Raw genomic sequence first — 16992 nt, 5'->3', positions numbered from 1 at the left:
CCGATGACGGATGGATTGCCCGCGCTGAAAGAAGCGGATGCCCTACGTGCCGATATCTACCGGCTGTTGGCCACCTTATTGCGTCAAGCCCCGGATGCAGACCTGCTGGCATGGCTAGCTGAGCTGGCGATTGAACAAGATGGCAGCCAACTTGCAAAGCGCTGGCAAGCATTGGCAGATGCGGCAGTCGCCATGGATGAGACAGGCGCTGGCGTAGAGCCGCTTCAGCGCGCTCACTTTCGTCATCTGGTGGGCGTCATTCAGGGCGACGTCGTGCCGTATGCCTCATGGTATCGCAATGGTGAGTTGATGGAAGCCGCGCTAGTGGCGCTGCGCCAAGACCTCCGAGTGCTGGGCTTTGAACGCAGTGAGCACACCCGAGACCCTGAAGACCATCTGGCGGCGCTATGTGAAGTAATGGCCATGCTGATTGCGTCTGAAAGCCATGAACAGGCCTATTTTTTTAGTCAGCATATTGCCCCGTGGGCAGCCAGTTGTTTCGACGATCTAGGGCAGGTAGACACCGCTTTTTATGCAGCGCTGGGAGCGTTAGGCAGCGCTTATGTGGAAAGCGAGAGGGTGAGCTTAAGCATTGATGCTGACCACGCTCCGGTGCGCATTATTGAACGCAAACGTGGATAGATCGTCGGCGATAGTCGCGTATAAAAAGACCCAGTATAAAACATAGGCGAGAGGAGAAATCCATGCACACCCCCCACAATTCTGAGCGCCGCCGGTTTATGAAAACGGTTGGGTTAGGAGCCGCTGCCGCTGGTGCCGCGGCCGCCGCCGGTCATGTCACCTTAGCTCAGGCTGATAGCGCCCCGGCGAAAGAAGAAAAACAAACGGCTAACTACCGTGAGACCGACCACGTTCGGGCGTATTACGCCTCGTTGCGTGATTGACGGCAGAATGCCAGGAGATTTGCCATGCGCTTAACTCGCAAAACAGACGCCCCCAAGGCTCCCGGGCTGGGTATTTCACGTCGTCAGTTCCTTAAACGCAGCGGTGCTGCCACGGGTGGCGTTGCCGCGGTGGGATTTATGGGCGCGCCGATGATGCGGCGTGCCGAGTCCGCCGGTAAAACGCCCGTGCTGGATTCACCCGTAGAAACAAAGCGCACCATTTGCTCGCACTGTTCGGTGGGCTGTGGCGTCTATGCGGAAGTGCAGGAAGGCATTTGGACCAAGCAGGAACCGGCATTCGATCATCCGATCAACCGCGGGGCGCACTGTGCAAAAGGCGCCTCACTGCGCCAACACGGCCACTCTACGCGGCGCCTCAAGTACCCCATGAAGCTAGTGGCGGGCGAGTGGGAGCGCATGAGCTGGGATGACGCCATTGACGAAATTGGCGACAAGCTGCTTGAACTACGCGAAGCGCATGGCCCTGATAGCGTTTACTGGCTGGGGTCGGCCAAGTTTAGTAATGAGCAAGCCTACCTGATGCGTAAGCTTGCTTCGCTGTGGGGCACCAACAACACCGATCACCAGGCACGCATTTGCCACTCCACTACCGTTGCGGGCGTGGCCAATACCTGGGGTTACGGAGCGATGACCAATTCGCTCAACGACATGCACAACAGCAAGTCGATGCTGTTTATAGGCTCGAATCCCAGCGAAGCTCATCCGGTAGCGATGCAGCATATCCTGATCGCGAAAGAGCGCAACAACTGTGACATCATCGTGGCAGACCCGCGTTTTACTCGCACAGCGGCTAAAGCTAGCAAGTACGTGCGCCTGCGTCCGGGCTCAGACGTGGCTTATATTTGGGGCCTGCTGTGGCATATCTTCGACAACGGCTGGGAAGATAACGAGTACATCAACCAGCGCGTTTACGGCATGGATGAAGTGCGCGCCGAAGTCGCCAACTTCCCTCCCAATGTGGTTGAAGACGTGACGGGCGTTTCCGAAGCCGACATGTTTGACGTGGCCAAGCGGCTGTCTGACAACCGCCCTGGCTGCGTCGTGTGGTGCATGGGCGGCACGCAGCACACCACGGGCAACAACAATACTCGCGCTTACTGCATTTTAGAGCTGGCGCTAGGCAATATCGGTAAATCCGGCGGTGGTGCCAATATTCTGCGCGGCCACGATAACGTCCAGGGCGCGACCGATTTGGGCTTAGGCTCTGATTCGCTGCCGGGCTACTACGGCCTAGCGGAAGGCGCGTGGCAGCACTGGGCGCAGGTATGGGACGTTGACTACGAGTGGATTAAAGGCCGCTTTGATGACGCCGAATATGCCGATGGCCAGCCAATGTACACCAGCGGCATTACCGTCTCGCGCTGGGTTGACGGTGTGCTTGAAGATGATGAAAACATCTCTCAACGTACTGCATTGAAAGCCATGTTCTATTGGGGGCACGCGGTTAACTCTCAAACACGTGGCATTGAAATGCAGCAGGCGATGCGCAAGCTAGAAATGATGGTCATCGTTGACCCGTACCCCACCGTCGCATCGGTGATGCATGATCGCAGCGACGGCGTTTATCTGCTGCCTGCCGCCAGTCAGTTTGAAACGACCGGCAGCGTTACCGCCACGAACCGCTCTATTCAGTGGCGTGACCGCGTGATTGAACCGCTGTTTGAATCCAAACCCGATCACGAAATCATGTACTTATTTGCCCGTAAGTTAGGGTTTGGCAATGAGCTGGTAAAAAACTATCAGATGAACGGTGACGAGCCGCTGATCGACGATATCCTGCGTGAAATTAACCGGGGTATGTGGACGGTAGGCTACACCGGCCAAAGTCCTGAGCGCCTTAAAGAGCATCAAAAAAACTGGCATACCTTCAGTTTTGAGAATCTGCGCGCCCAGGGCGGCCCTGCCGATGGGGACTACTATGGCCTTCCATGGCCGTGCTGGGGAACGCCCGAATTCGGTCATCCCGGTTCACCCAACCTTTACGACACCAGTATCCCTGTGATGGAAGGCGGCATGGGTTTCCGGGCGCGCTTTGGTATTGAGCGTGACGGCGTGAATCTTCTGGCCGAAGGCTCGGCGCCAGTGGGTGGCGATATCGACGATGGCTATCCTGAGTTCAACGACCAGCTGCTTAAAGATTTGGGCTGGTGGGATGATCTGACCGCCGAAGAGAAGCAGGCAGCGGAAGGCAAAAACTGGAAGACCGACTTTTCCGGTGGTATCCAGCGTGTGGTCATTGAGCATGGCTGCGCGCCGTACGGCAATGCCAAGGCGCGCGCCGTGGTCTGGACCTTCCCTGACCAGGTGCCAAAGCATCGCGAACCGCTGTACACCACGCGGCGTGATTTGGTTGACCGCTTTCCCACTTGGGATGACTTCGACTCGATCATGCGTTTGCCGACCCTGTACAAAACGATCCAGGATCGCAACAACGCCAGCGAGTATCCCATTATTCTCACCTCCGGGCGGCTGGTGGAATACGAGGGCGGTGGTGATGAAACGCGTTCCATGTCGTGGCTTGCCGAGCTGCAGCAGGAGATGTTCGTCGAGATCAACCCGGCGAATGCCAATGATCTTAACGTCAAAGATGGCGATGATGTTTGGGTCGAAGGGGCAGAAGGGGGGCGCATAAAAGTCAAAGCGCTGGTTACGCCTCGCGTTGATCGTAACGTTGCGTTTATTCCGTTCCACTTTGGCGGCATGTTCCAAGGTGAAAGCCTGCGCGATCGTTATCCGGATGGGTCTGATCCATACATCATTGGTGAGGCGGCTAATACCGCAACGACCTACGGCTACGACCCGGTGACACTGATGCAAGAGACCAAGTGCACCATTTGCCGCATTGAGCGCGCCTGAGTCTAGAAAACAAGCCCTGGCATTAGGAGAACAACATGGCTCAAATGAAATTTATGTGTGACGCCGAGCGCTGCATTGAATGCAACGGCTGCGTCACCGCCTGTAAGAATGCTAACGATGTTGAATGGGGCATTCAGCGCCGCCGTGTGGTCACGCTCAATGACGGCGAAGCGAACGAAATGTCGATCTCTGTCGCCTGCATGCACTGTGACGACGCACCCTGCATGGCCGTTTGCCCCACTGACTGTTTCTACAAAACCGATGACGGCATCGTGCTGCACGACAAAGACCTGTGCATTGGCTGCGGCTACTGCCTGTACGCCTGCCCGTTTGGTGCGCCGCAGTTTCCTCAGCAGGATGCCTTTGGCGAGCGCGGCAAGATGGACAAATGTACCTTCTGCGCCGGCGGCCCTGCCGATAGCAAAGAAGAAGAGTACGAGAAGTACGGCTCTAACCGCATTGCGGAAGGTAAGCTGCCGCTGTGTGCCGAAATGTGTTCCACCAAAGCGCTGCTGGCCGGTGATGCGCAAGACGTCGCTGATATCTTTCGCCAGCGAGTGGTTCAGCGCGGTCACAAAGACGGTGCCTGGTCTAACAACCCCCAGGCGAGTGCCGACAACCTAGCCTATGATGCTGCCCATAAAGGGTAAGGAGGCGTGTCATGAACCAGTTGACTGCACAGGCGCCCAGCAGGGTGTCGCGCTCAGATAAAAGGCTCATCGCCCTGGGCATGTGGCGCTTTATGCTGGTGGCACTTGCGCTGTTACTTAGCCTTGGTTTTACGCAGGTAGCGGTAGCGCAGGCGGATCCTGATCGTGAAATGACCACCGCCGCTCCGGGCATTACCGCCGATCAGTGGCGTCAGGTGCGTAGCGGGGAAACTGGTCCCAATTACCGCGATTCGCGTTACGACAGCAACTACAGCCTGATCAATGCAAGTGGTGAAACCTGGCGGCAGATTCGCAATCGCTGGGTCTCACCGTTTGGGATGATTGCGATAGGCGGTACGGCCGCGTTGATTACGCTGTTCTACCTGATTGTTGGGCGCAAGCACCTGGAGGCTCCGCGCACCGGGCGCAAGCTGCTGCGCTGGTCGCTGGTGATGCGCGCGCTGCACTGGACGGTCGCCACGCTGTTTATCACCCTGGCGCTGACCGGTTTGAACTTGCTACTCGGTAAGTTTATTTTCCGCACGCTGTTTGGCGATGCCTTCTGGGCATGGATGATCGCAGCCTCGAAAGTGCTGCATAACTATTTAGGGCCTATTTTTGGCATATTGCTGGTGGTCATGCTGGTTAGCCTGATTAAAGAGAACATTCCTAAAAAGCACGACTGGGTATGGTTCAAAAAGGGCGGCGGCATGATTGGTAAACAGCATGTAGAAGCAGGCTTTGCTAACGGCGGCGAGAAAGCCTGGTACTGGCTGCTAGCCAGCGTTGGAGTGCTGGTGATTGCCAGTGGCTTTGTGCTCGATTTCCCCAACTTCAATCAGGGGCGCGACACCATGCAGTGGGCGAACATTATCCATGCAGTGGGTGCGCTGGGGCTGACCGCCGTTTCCTTGGGGCATATCTATATCGGTACGCTGGGTACGGAAGGCGCGTTAGAAGGTATGACCACGGGTTACGTGGATGAAACCTGGGCCAAAGAGCACCACAGCCTGTGGTACGAAGAGGTCAAGGATCAGACGGTTTCAGAAGAAGAGATCGCGGCGCGTAAGTCGTCTAGCGGCAGCGCCGAGCCTTCGGCAACGCGAACCAGCTGAGCACCATGCGCAGTATCTGAGACACCGCCATTTGGCGGTGTCTTTTGTTATGCTGCACCTTACGCCACTTTTAACGAGAGGAACGGCAATGTCAGCGTTTAACGAATTTGATCAGGCCACCCGTACCGAACTTGAAGCAGCCGCCTTTCGCCGCCTGCTGCGCCATTTGGACGACAACAAGGACGTGCAGAACATTGACCTGATGATTCTGGCGGACTTCTGCCGTAACTGTCTCTCCAAATGGATGGTGAGCGCCGCCGATGAGCGCGACAAGACGCTGGAGTTGGAGGCCGCGCGCGAGTACGTCTACGGCATGCCTTACAGTGAGTGGAAAGAGCACCACCAGGCAAAGGCGACCCCGGAACAGCTGGCTGCACTTGATGCGCGCCAAGCCAAGAAAAATAGCCAGGAGTAGGCGAATGGAATCCATGGTGCCTTTGAGCATAGCGGTACTCACCGTCTCGGATACCCGAACGGAAGACACGGATCGTAGCGGCCAATCGCTCGTTGAGCGCCTAACCAGCGCAGGGCATATCCTGGCGGAAAAGCGCATTGTGCCAGACGATGTCTACCGTATTCGCGCGGTGGTCGCGGAGTGGATAGCCAGTGGCGACGTGCAGGTGGTGATCACTACCGGCGGCACCGGCTTTACCGGCCGTGATTCAACCCCGGAAGCCATCTCAGTATTATTGGACAAGCGCATTGAGGGCTTTGGCGAGCGCTTTCGCCAGCTCAGCGGTGATGAAATTGGCAGCTCCACTATCCAAAGCCGCTGCTTAGGCGGTCTGGCAAACGCGACGGTAGTGTTTTGCTTACCCGGCTCAACCGGCGCCTGCCGCACCGGCTGGGACGGCATTCTGGCTGAACAGCTGGATAGCCGCCATAAGCCCTGCAATTTCGCTAACCTGGTCATTCCAGGCCGAGGTCAACATGGCTGATTTGCAGCCGATAGACGCCGCGCTTGTCGCTCTGCTAGCCGACGTGTGCCCCGTTGCGATCGAAAGTGTCTTGCTGGAAGCCGCCGCCGGACGAGTACTGGCCGATGCAGTGACCGCGCAGTTAAACGTGCCGCCGTTCGATAACAGCGCGATGGATGGCTATGCGCTGCGCGCCGTCGATGCCGGAAAGTGGCTACCCGTTAGCCAGCGTATTGCCGCAGGAACGCCAGCCCAAGCGCTGGCGTCGGGCAGCTGCGCGCGTATCTTTACCGGTGGGGAAATTCCTCCAGGGGCTGACTGCGTTGTCATGCAGGAGCGTGTTGACGTTGATGGCGAGCGCGCCTTGATACCTGCCGATGTTCCCAGCGGTGACAACGTTCGCCGCCGAGGTCGTGACGTGCGTCAAGGCAGCGTGCTGCTTAATGCCGGTGAGCGTCTGGAAGCCGCCGCGCTAGGCCATTTGGCCGGGCAGGGCGTTACTCAGGTCAGCGTGCGTCGCCGCCCTCGGGTGGCCTTGCTGTCGACCGGTGATGAAATCATCGACCCCGGCACGCCGCTGAAACCGGGGCAGCTCTATAACTCTAACCGGCCCATGCTGAAGCGCCTGTTAGAGAACTTTGGTGCTGAGGTGGTGAGCACGGTCAGCGTACCGGATGACTATGCCCGTACCGTGGCGCTGTTAAAAGAAGCCGCTGAGGCAGATCTTGTGGTCACCACCGGCGGCGTGAGTGTTGGTGAAGAAGACCACGTTAAGGCAGCGCTGGAGGCAATTGGCCAGCTCGATATGTGGAAGCTGGCGATCCGCCCAGGCAAACCCTTAGCGCTTGGCCGCTTGCCTCGCCGTGATGGCAGCCAGGCACGCTTTGTTGGTCTGCCGGGTAACCCTGTGTCGGGATTTGTGGGTGCTTGGCTGTTTCTACGCCCTTTGCTGGGCACAATGCTGGGCTGCCCGGCGCTAAGCCAGCTGCCCACGATTACCGCTAGCGCTAACTTTGCCACCTCAACCGGCCCGCGCGAGCACTACATGCGCGTCACGCTGCAGTTTACGCCTAGTGGAGTGACCGCCGATGCGTTTGATGATCAGAACTCTGGCGTGCTCTCGTCGTGTATTAGCGCCGATGCGTTTGCGGTCATTCCTGCTAATAGCGAAATAGCCAAGGGCGATTCGATCAGCTGTTTATGGTTGGCAGGCGCTTAGTGAACAGATTAAACGATCGCGTGGGGCACAAAGCAGGAGGAATCTTTAGTGATGCGCCCTACGTCTTCGCGTATCCCCATGCCGCAGGCGCGGTCACCGACGACCCAACTGCCAATTAAGGCGTGGTTGTCACCAAAGCGCGGCATCGGATGGTACGCCTGGCGAATCCAAGGGCTGTCGGTATATGGGCCGCCCACGGCTTCATGCTGGCCGGCTGGGGTAATCAGTTCTACATTACTGCCTTCCCGTGAGAAGAACGGCTTGCGCACCCAGCCCGCTGGCAGCGGTGGACTGCTGGCATTCTCGAAAAACGCCGGAAGCAGGTTGGGGTGGCCTTCAAAATGCTCCCACAAGAGCGGCAAAATACCTTTGTTAGACAGGATGGCTTTCCAGGGGGGCTCAAACCAGTGCGTGTTCAACTGCGGAATAGCCTCGCCAAAGGCATCATCGGCCATCTCTTCCCACGGGTAGAGTTTGAACAGCGCGTGGATAGGCTGGTCATCTAAATCAACAAAGTGCTCGGTACCGGGCTGTAGCCCGATATCTTCGGTGAAGATAAACGGTGCGTTCAGGCCCGCCTGTACGGCCACATCCTGTAAATAGTGCACGGTGGCACGCTCTTCGGCGTTATCTTTGATGCAGGAAAAATACAGCGTGCGTGCGTCCAGGCGATCGCCAAGGTGTGCCATGGCATTGATCAGCCGTTCTTGAATCGAATTGTACTGGTCGGCGTGGCGCGGCAGAATGCCTTGAGCAATCGCCTGTTCAAGCCACACCCACTGAAAAAAACCGGCTTCGTAAAGCGAGGTGGGCGTGTCGTAATTGAGTTCCAGTAGCTTGGCCGGGCCGTCGCCGGAGTAGGCAAAGTCCATCCGTCCATAAAGATGCGGCTGGCCTGATGTCCATGAGTTATGGATGCTGTCCCACATGTGCTCGGGTAGAGCCAAACGCTGCATAAGTGCATTGGAGTGGCAGACTTTATCGACCAGCTCCATGCACATCTCATGCACCGCTTCAGTAGGCGCTTCAATATCTCTTTCCACCTGTTCCATGGTGAACTGATAGTAGGCGTCTTCTTTCCAGTAGGGCTCCCCGTCAATCGTATGAAAATGAAACCCCAGCTCTTGTGCCAGGGCTTTCCATTCTTTGCGTTCAGGGATATCGATTCGTAGCATAGTCGTATCCGCTGATGGCTAGGAGCCCCAGCCACCCCGCGCCGAAGAGCGCGAGCCAAAGCCTCTGCGCTGAGACGCGGCCTGGCGATTCTGGGCCACAGAGCTACGCATTGACTCGTTGCGCTGAGATACGCGCTGCGTGGCTTGGTTAGAGGCGGTGTTCCAGTTGCCCTGGTTCTGGCGGTTGCGGTATACCGGCTCTTGGTAAACCCGCTCAAAGGAACGACCACGGCTAGTGTTGGACATCATGCTGCCGACCATATAACCCATCATGGCGGGCATAAACCAGCTGCCACCCGTGCTGCCAGTGGCGGCTTGGGACTGTTCTTCAGTGGGTGCGGCGCAAGCGCCTTCGCCGTTTTCCGCCTCACATTCTTCAAGCGTGTTATAACGCGGCACCGCTTCTAAGGAAGCCTTGTAGGAATCTTCGCAGGCACTGCGCGTATAAACATTCTCTGCAACGCACTCATCGACGCTCTGAAAGCTTTTCGGCTCATCGAAGTCGACTTCAGTGATTTGTTCTTCTTGAGGCGGCTGACCACAGGCGGTGAGACCAAACGCGCTGGCACCCATCATCGCTAAGGTAAGGCGACCACTACGCTTACGACGTGGCAAATGCGGGGTGCGATCTTGTGTAGACATACCGGCTTTCTCCTTTGCTATGCCATCATTACCAAGTCATCGAAGCGGCGTTGAGCAAGCCAACGGCCACGGCTACGCTTGCCATTAAAATACCGTAAGCCTGATGACCTTCGGTGATGTGCTGAGAAAGACTTTCACCCTGCTTACGCAAAAATAGCTTAACCGCGAAGAAGGTTGCCAACTGGACGATAAAGGCCACGACGCCCCAAAGCACAAAATCGATAAAGTTGATCGAGTGCGCCATTGCGCCATACAGCGGAATGGTAAAACCTAGAATGGAGCCGCCGTAAGCAGAGGCCGCAGCGGCATTGCCTGCCCGAATCAGCGCCCACTCGTTGTGCGGCGTAATACGGCTGTAGCAGTACATAAAAGCGGCTAACAGAACGATCGCGGTCACTAGGTATGCCAAAAATGACGGCAGGCCGTAGAGGTAATTTACCATGGTACTTATTTCCTTCGAGAGGCTTGTTTAGATTGTAAAATTATCGAGCGGGTTACACCGCATCAATGTCGACGGAGGCTACATCGACACCGACGTTTTGCACCAGCATATAGCCACCTTCACCATCGTTTTCAGCGCTTAGCAGTAAATACTCCATGCGCTCAGTATCTTGTATTGTGCGCTCGTAAAGCATGGCATGGTGTATGACCGTGCGTGCCACGATGCTTTCCGTGGTCATTACCTGTTCTTCAAAGATCACTGGCGGTGACCACAGGCTTTCGCCGTTTCCCCAGGCACGCTCATAGCTGCAGGTGCGCGGCTCATCATCTGTCGAAGCAAGGGCGATAGTCTGCGCGCCGATGCCGTCGGGCTGCTTGGTTTCACCGTTTACGACATCGTCAAACTCGGCATCCGACAGATGGGCAACACGATAAAAGTCGAATAGCTTATATTCAAGTACCTGACCATGCTCAATGTTGGCCTGCAGCCACGTGTCGTTGTCTAAGTAAAAGCGCACTAAGTGTGCCCCTTGCCCCAGGTCAACGTGCCCGACAGCGGCGATATGATGATAGGCGTCATCATCCCAGCGAAACAGAGCGTCCTGGTGAGCGCGTAGGCCAATCAGCTTAATGTTGACGCGCCCATCCAGCCGCAGTCCTTCGAGGTCTTCCTGGCTGATGCCTGTGGGCAACCCTGCGGCTACCGAGCGGCCTGTGCTCGGTTCGTGGGCTTTTTGCGTGTTGGCGCGAAAAAGTGCCTTGAGGGTGTCAAACATGGCCTACCTCGTTAGTGAATACGGCTGCTCAGCAGCTTGGTCATACAAGCGATGAGCTTTTACTCTTGTGCGGCGCTTTTCTTCGCTTTCAGGCGCGCTAGTACATCATCGGCTTTACGCTGTGTGCCGCCAATACCAGCCGCTTTTAGACGCGCTTCAAGCGAGCTTCCGCTCTCTTCTGCCGCCATTTCATCCGCCGCGCTCATTTGCGCTGAGTTAAGCTGCTGACGCTCTTTGATGCGCTCAAGAGATTCCATCGCGCTGCTCATGGCGCTGTTTTGGCCGGAATGACGAGCCGCGACGGCCGACTGGGCTTTTTGCGCCGACTCAGTGGCTTTTACAACGCTAACCTGTTGTTTAAGCTGGCGCAGCTGGTTGTCGGTGCCGCGAATCGCGCCGCGCAGTTTTTCGATGCTGGCATCGTATTCGCTGACGATCGCGCGCTCTGCTTCGAGATCATCCTGTAGCGCGACCATGCGCTCGGCTACTTCCACCGCCAGCTCTTCTTCACCTTTATCGAGTGCCGCCTCAGCGCTTTTTTCCAGCTCAGCAACTTTGCTTTCCAAGGTGTCCGCTTTGTTGCTGTTTAACTGGCGCTGGCCCATTAAGCGGGTGAGCTCGGTTTTCGATTGGCTAAGGTGGTTTTCCGAGTCGCGAATTTCCTGGTCTAAAATGCGCAGTGCCTGTGAATCCACCACGGTTTGACCGGTTTCATTCGCTTTACCGCGCAGGGCCGTCATGATTTTGCTTAACATAGAGAGTCTCTTTTAAAAAATATCGTTATCTCACCGCCGCCCTACAACGACTAATCGCTATCAATATTAACCCTATCAATAGTGACCACAGAGGCGACGGTACATTAATCGGTATCAGACGAAGTGCGTTTGAATCAGTTCAGCGACATCCATAGCGGCAGCGGCCGTGGCGTGCAGCTCAGCGCAAATGGATTCAAGCTTGGAGTCGCCAAACAGCTGTCCGTAGGCCACATAAACATCTTGTCCGTCGATTTCTACAATGCCGACAGAGGCTAACGGTAGTGAAATACCCTGACGCAGCAGCACGTCGTTCAGTTCAGCGGTTTTGGTCACGCTTTCCACCGCCACAATGGGCGCCATCGCGATCCACTCATTTTCGCTGCGCGAAAGCGTCATCGGCAAGTTGCCGTAATCGTTAAGTTCCCAAATCAGCGTTTGATTCGTTTCATCCAGGCTGATTGTCGCCTGGGGCCACTCGATCGTTGCAGCATCGTCGCTGCTGGACGATGGCTGGCTTACTATACGATACAGTTCGGCGGCGGTTATACCATTAGTGACGGTAGGCTGAGTCAAGGCGATTTGCTCCATCGTTCGTTAAGTGGTTTCACCTTAACACTTAGTGAAGCAAATGGTTCCTTTTCCCAGAAGAGGCCTACTAAAAGCCCCGCACGCGGCGGGGCCAAAGGCTCGGATGAGTATGCTTGTAGAGCGGGCAGTTAAGACGAGCGATAGGTGTCATTGAACTGCTTACGCAGCTCATTTTTCTGTACTTTGCCCATAGTATTACGCGGCAGCTCATCGACAAAAAACACCCGCTTGGGCTGCTTGTACTTGGCCAGTCGCCCGTCTAAATATTGGATCACTGCCGCTTCTTCAAGCGTGTTTGCTTTAGCATCAGCGCCTTGTTGGCGCACGACTACCGCCGTTACGCCCTCACCAAAGTCAGGGTGGGGTAAGCCAATCACCGCTGACTCAGCGACCTGTGCAAGCTCATCGATCACTTGCTCGACTTCTTTGGGGTAGACGTTGTAGCCACCGGAAATCACTAAGTCTTTGTCTCGGCCGACGATATGCACATAGCTCTGATCGTCGACCATGGCGAGATCCCCGGTAATGAAAAAGCCATCATCGAGCAGCTCTTCACGGGTTTTTTCAGGCATCCGCCAGTAGCCGATAAACACGTTCGGGCCGCGAATCTGCAGCATGCCTATTTCGCCATGCGCCACCTCATCGCCGGTCTCACGGTTGGTAATGCGCATTTCCACGCCGGGGAGCGGCATGCCGACGGTGCCCGCGCGCCGTGCGCCTTCATAGGGGTTGGAAAGATTCATATTGGTTTCGGTCATGCCATAGCGCTCAAGAATCGCATGGCCCGTTTTAGCCTCAAAGGCTTCATGCGTTTCAGCGGTCAGCGGGGCTGAGCCGGAGACGAATAACCGCATGTTGGCGGTAGCTTCTGGGGTTAGGCGCTCATCCTGTACTAACCGAGTATAGAAGGTGGGAACGCCCATCATCACGCTGCCACGGGGCAGCTCGTCAAAGATGATATCGGCATCAAACTTAGGCAGGAAAAGCATGCTAGCACCCGCCATCAGAGTGACGTTACAGGCAACGAATAGACCATGGGTGTGAAAGATGGGAAGGGCGTGAATCAACCGATCATCCGCGCTGAAGCGCCATGCTTTTAAGAGGGTTTGTGCATTAGAGGCAAGGTTTTTATGCGTAAGCATGGCGCCTTTAGAGCGCCCGGTAGTTCCCGAAGTATACAAAATAGCGGCCAGATCGCGCTCGCCGAGTGTCACAATATCTTCGCGTGGTGCTGACTGGCGGGCGTCGTCCATCAAGGTGCCGTCTGCGATACTGCCCAGGGTGGCTACCGCTGGGCAGCCGGTGTCTGCGGCCAATGCGCGCGCCTCATCTGCTGCCTTGGGCCGACAAACGAACAGCGCAGGCTCGGCGTCATTTAAGAAGTAGCGAATTTCATCGCCGGTGTAGCCGGTATTTAAGGGCAGATAAACGCCGCCGATGCGCAGGCAGGCTAAATAAAGCAGGATTGCTTCGGGGCTTTTATCGACCTGGACGGCGACACGATCGCCTTGTTTTACGCCAAGCTCGGTTAGTGCTCCGGCAAGCTGCGCGCTCATGTTCAGCGCATCGGTATAACTGTAGTGGCGACCTTCGCGCGTGGTAATAAACGCGGCATCAGCACGCTCGCGCATCTTGGCGGCAAACGTTGTAAATAGGTTATGGCTCATTTGGTTGTTTCTCCCTTAGCCAGTTTGCGCGCGCGACGAGCGAGGTCGCGCACCTCATTTGAGCAGGCAACGGTGGCCTTGGCGGTATAGTTTTCGTGGTTGTGCTCGATATCGTCCAGCACATATAGATAGTTGACCATTAAGCTGGCGCCCTGTTGAAACCCCTTGACGGACGTGTCGCCTAACCAGTTGATACGGTGCAGCTCAGCACCGTTGCCCAGGTGAAAACGCGCGACCGGATTTAGCGGCAGGCCATGGCTGTTTTTCTCATCCACCAGGTAGCGCGCGGCCAGCGGGCGAATCGCGGCTTTAAGCTGCTCTTCATGGGCTTTATCTTGATGCCACGCCGGTGTTTCAAGCGCTTTGAGTGTCTGTCGCAGCGGCTGGGGCAGCTGTTCATCATCACGCTGGGCTTGCAGCCATTGAGCGAAGCCGGGCACCGGCGAAAGCGTCACAAAGTATTTAAGCTGCGGCAGTTCCTGAGACAGTTCCTGAACCACCTGCTTGATTAAAAAGTTGCCAAAAGATATTCCGCGTAGCCCCGTTTGGCAGTTGCTGATGCCAAAGAACGCCGCGGTATCGGCGTCATCCGGATCATTGAGTCCTTTTTTATTGCCAGGTCTCTCGCCGGACATCTCGCCAGACACCTCTCCAGATAAGATGGGCTGAATACGGCTCGGCAGACCCTTATGCAGCGCGACTTCGACAAAGATAAGTGGCTCGTCGCCAATCGCCGGATGGAAGAAGGCAAAGCAGCGCCGGTCGCGAGCGTCTAGGCGTCGACGCAAATCGTTCCAGTCTTGAATTTCATGGACTGCTTCGTAGCGAATAATCTTCTCTAGAATTGAGGCCGGCGTGTTCCAATCAATACGCTTGAGCATCAAAAAACCGCGGTTAAACCAAGAGCCAAATAGATGATCAAAATCATCGTCAATCGCAGCCAGTTCAGGCTGTTCGCGTAATAATCTTAGTAAGTCTTCGCGCATTTTAACCAGCTCAAAAGTACCGTCGCTGGCCAGATTCAAACGCCGGAAGAGCTCCTGACGACGTGGCTCACAGGCCTCGAAAAGCCGTTGCAGTGAGTCATTGTCACGGGCCTCATGGTAGCTTGCATAGGCAGCGTCGATAGGACCTGGCTCGGCCGCGAAGTCAGCTGATAGGCGAGCAAAGAAGCTGCTTTTTTCAGCATCTGAAAGGCGTTGATAGATCGCTAAGGCGCGACTTGCCAAGGCAATGCTGGAGGCTTCCCCATCGCTTTCAAGCAGCGCTTGGCAGGCTTTGACTAGCTGGCGGTGGTCGGGCGTTAGCGTCTCAGGCTGGCGGCGTCGCAACAGAGCATCACGCTGGGTGATGTTGTTGAACAGCTCCTGAAGAAACATCATGTTCATTATTTGCTCCTCAACCCATGATCAAATTAGGTAGCCACAGGGCGATGCCTGGGAAAAGACAAAGCAGCAACATACCCAGCACCATGCATAGCGCGTAGGGCAAGCTGCCCATCAGAATGTTGCGCAACGAGATATCCGGCGCGATGCCTTTAATAATGAATAGGTTAAGGCCCACCGGTGGCGTGATCAGGCCGATCTCCAGGTTGATGGTCAAAATGACGGCAAACCAGTAGGGGTCGAAGTTGGCCGCCAAAATGATAGGCAATAAAATCGGCGCAGTCATCACGATCACGGCGACGGGCGGTAGGAAGAAGCCGGCTACCAGCAAGAAAAGATTAATCACCCCCATGAGTACCCAGCGGTTTACTTCTAAATCTGCAATCGCGGCCGCCACGGTTTGGGTGATAAACATTGAAGACAGCGCGTAGGCAAACACTTCGGCGGTGGCAATAATCAGCATGATCATCACGCTTTCGCGCAGCGAGTCGCGCATGATCAATTTAATCGGACCCAGCTGCCACATGCGGTAGATAAGAATAGCCAGCGCCAAACAGAGGAATGCACCGACGCCCGCTGCCTCCGAGGGTGTTGCCACCCCGCCGTAAAGAGCAAATAGAATGCCCGCTACCACGCCGAGAAACGGCAGTACACGTACCAATGCCTTCATGTTGGTATCGACATTCTGCTTGACGGTCTGTTTTAGCCGCTCGGCGGATTCCGCCATTGGGTTGCTATAACCCCCGGCTCTTTTGCAGGCGATCATGGTCCAGGTCATAAACAGGCCTGCGAGCATAAAGCCCGGCACCACGCCGGCAATAAACAGCCGCCCGATCGAGGTTTCGGTGGAAATCCCGTAGATGATCATGGTGACCGACGGCGGAATCAAAATCCCCAAGGTGCCGCCGGCGGCAATACAGCCCGCCGCAACGCCGTCGGGGTAGCCGCGTTTGCGCATTTCAGGAATGCCCATTTTACCTATCGCCGCACAGGTCGCCGGTGACGAGCCTGAAAGTGCGGCAAAAATCGAACAGGCGCCGATGTTGGAAACGGCCAAGCCGCCGGGCAGCTTACCCATCCACAGATCCAGCGAGCGATACAGATCACGCCCCGTGGGCGAGGATGCCACCGCAGCGCCCATCAAAATGAACATGGGAATGGCGACAAAGCCAAATTCCGCAATGCGATCAAAAAAGGTCTCCCCGAAGTAAGTAAGCTCGGAAAGACCGCGATCATAAAGCAGCGCCAGCAGGGATACGCCGCCCAGTGCAAACGCAATAGGGGTGCCGATGGCCATTAGTGCAATCAACGCGATGGCGACAATAATGCCTAACGTAATGGGATCCATGCTCAGCTCTCCCCACGTAAAATTTCAGCCACATACTGAAGTGATAGCAGGGTCGCGCCGACGGCCATCGGCAACAGTGCCGGCCATAGCGGTGGGTTCCATACCGAGCCCGTGGTCCAGTCGCCGTGGAGGGCCTCAAGTACGTAAACCCAGCTGGCATACGCTAAGGCGGCACAAAAGCCGAGACCAAATAGCGATGCCACTAAGCGCATGCCTTTTTGGGCAATGCCACCCAGCGCATCGGGCACAATCGTGATTGCGACGTGGCCGCCGGTCATTAAGACGTAGGGGCTACCCATGAGCATCGCCCCGGTGACCGAAAAAATGGTGAACTCGGTCTGCCAACTGGTGCTCATTCCCAATGCGTAGCGCACAAAGACCATCTGGCAGATAACCAGCACGCCAGCAATAAACATCGCGCTGGCTAAGTAGGCAGAATAGCGAGAAAGCACGTCCATGGCGCGAATGTAGCCGCCAAGAATGCCCCCGCGTGAGGAGGGTTCGTGAGTGGTGGTTGCCATATTTGTTCATC

The 16992-nt window shown here is 56.1% G+C and carries 18 protein-coding genes; 8 read left to right on the top strand and 10 right to left on the bottom strand.

Translation table 11 applies throughout. The annotated features are described in order from the left end of the window. Positions 1-3: 3 nt before the first annotated feature. The 8 genes from ACT3TR_RS06100 (at position 4) to ACT3TR_RS06065 (ending at position 7683) form a co-directional block, all read left to right on the top strand. Positions 4-642, top strand: a complete 639-nt coding sequence (locus ACT3TR_RS06100; RefSeq protein ID WP_441685106.1) for a TorD/DmsD family molecular chaperone — start codon at positions 4-6, stop codon at positions 640-642. Between the two features lie 62 nt (positions 643-704). Then, positions 705-905: a twin-arginine translocation signal domain-containing protein gene (locus tag ACT3TR_RS06095; RefSeq protein ID WP_444624996.1), complete on the top strand. Its 201-nt coding sequence runs from the start codon at positions 705-707 to the stop codon at positions 903-905. Between the two features lie 24 nt (positions 906-929). Further along, positions 930-3782: a molybdopterin-dependent oxidoreductase gene (locus tag ACT3TR_RS06090; protein WP_441685103.1), complete on the top strand. Its 2853-nt coding sequence runs from the start codon at positions 930-932 to the stop codon at positions 3780-3782. Between the two features lie 35 nt (positions 3783-3817). After that, positions 3818-4432 carry a formate dehydrogenase FDH3 subunit beta gene (fdh3B, locus tag ACT3TR_RS06085; protein WP_096277694.1) on the top strand — a complete coding sequence of 205 codons (615 nt, stop codon included), beginning with the start codon at positions 3818-3820 and terminating at the stop codon, positions 4430-4432. Positions 4433-4443: 11 nt separating this feature from the next. Next, complete coding sequence (locus ACT3TR_RS06080; RefSeq protein ID WP_441685101.1) at positions 4444-5547, top strand: formate dehydrogenase subunit gamma; 1104 nt, start codon at positions 4444-4446, stop codon at positions 5545-5547. 88 nt (positions 5548-5635) lie between these two features. Next, positions 5636-5962, top strand: a complete 327-nt coding sequence (locus ACT3TR_RS06075; RefSeq protein ID WP_444624997.1) for a DUF1244 domain-containing protein — start codon at positions 5636-5638, stop codon at positions 5960-5962. A 4-nt stretch (positions 5963-5966) separates the two neighbouring features. Further along, on the top strand, positions 5967-6485 hold the full coding sequence (gene moaB / locus ACT3TR_RS06070; protein WP_096277700.1) for a molybdenum cofactor biosynthesis protein B: 519 nt from the start codon (positions 5967-5969) through the stop codon (positions 6483-6485). Next, entirely contained in the window at positions 6478-7683 is a 1206-nt protein-coding gene (locus tag ACT3TR_RS06065; RefSeq protein WP_444624998.1) for a molybdopterin molybdotransferase MoeA, read from the top strand. Before moaB ends, ACT3TR_RS06065 begins: the two co-directional genes overlap by 8 nt. 8 nt (positions 7684-7691) lie before the next feature. On the opposite strand, the gene ACT3TR_RS06060 is transcribed toward ACT3TR_RS06065, so the two are convergent. From ACT3TR_RS06060 to ACT3TR_RS06015, 10 genes are all read right to left on the bottom strand, one after another. Further along, the gene (locus ACT3TR_RS06060; RefSeq protein WP_444624999.1) at positions 7692-8858 is read right to left on the bottom strand and encodes a glutathionylspermidine synthase family protein; all 1167 of its coding nucleotides are present in this window, start codon (positions 8856-8858) and stop codon (positions 7692-7694) included. An 18-nt stretch (positions 8859-8876) separates the two neighbouring features. Next, positions 8877-9500, bottom strand: a complete 624-nt coding sequence (locus tag ACT3TR_RS06055; protein ID WP_096277707.1) for a DUF1190 domain-containing protein — start codon at positions 9498-9500, stop codon at positions 8877-8879. Positions 9501-9528: 28 nt separating this feature from the next. Then, positions 9529-9942, bottom strand: a complete 414-nt coding sequence (locus ACT3TR_RS06050) for a DUF350 domain-containing protein (RefSeq protein WP_096277709.1) — start codon at positions 9940-9942, stop codon at positions 9529-9531. Positions 9943-9994: 52 nt separating this feature from the next. Beyond that, positions 9995-10717, bottom strand: coding sequence for a DUF2491 family protein (locus ACT3TR_RS06045; RefSeq protein ID WP_441686247.1), 723 nt, complete (start codon positions 10715-10717; stop codon positions 9995-9997). 59 nt (positions 10718-10776) lie between these two features. Continuing rightward, positions 10777-11472 carry a PspA/IM30 family protein gene (locus tag ACT3TR_RS06040; protein ID WP_444625000.1) on the bottom strand — a complete coding sequence of 232 codons (696 nt, stop codon included), beginning with the start codon at positions 11470-11472 and terminating at the stop codon, positions 10777-10779. Positions 11473-11586: 114 nt separating this feature from the next. Further along, positions 11587-12045 carry a DUF2170 family protein gene (locus tag ACT3TR_RS06035; protein ID WP_225734159.1) on the bottom strand — a complete coding sequence of 153 codons (459 nt, stop codon included), beginning with the start codon at positions 12043-12045 and terminating at the stop codon, positions 11587-11589. A 143-nt stretch (positions 12046-12188) separates the two neighbouring features. Continuing rightward, positions 12189-13727 (bottom strand): malonate--CoA ligase, encoded by a 1539-nt coding sequence (locus ACT3TR_RS06030; RefSeq protein WP_444625001.1) that lies wholly within the window; start codon positions 13725-13727, stop codon positions 12189-12191. Then, positions 13724-15115 carry a malonyl-CoA decarboxylase gene (locus ACT3TR_RS06025; protein WP_444625002.1) on the bottom strand — a complete coding sequence of 464 codons (1392 nt, stop codon included), beginning with the start codon at positions 15113-15115 and terminating at the stop codon, positions 13724-13726. Before ACT3TR_RS06025 ends, ACT3TR_RS06030 begins: the two co-directional genes overlap by 4 nt. Positions 15116-15125: 10 nt before the next feature. Then, positions 15126-16460: a TRAP transporter large permease gene (locus tag ACT3TR_RS06020; protein WP_441686255.1), complete on the bottom strand. Its 1335-nt coding sequence runs from the start codon at positions 16458-16460 to the stop codon at positions 15126-15128. A 2-nt stretch (positions 16461-16462) separates the two neighbouring features. Further along, the gene (locus tag ACT3TR_RS06015) at positions 16463-16981 is read right to left on the bottom strand and encodes a TRAP transporter small permease subunit (protein ID WP_444625003.1); all 519 of its coding nucleotides are present in this window, start codon (positions 16979-16981) and stop codon (positions 16463-16465) included. Positions 16982-16992: the final 11 nt, after the last annotated feature.

The organism is Halomonas sp. AOP12-B1-6 (genome assembly GCF_052379225.1).
GTDB lineage: Bacteria > Pseudomonadota > Gammaproteobacteria > Pseudomonadales > Halomonadaceae > Vreelandella > Vreelandella casei.
This window is presented reverse-complemented; position numbering and strand designations above follow the sequence as displayed.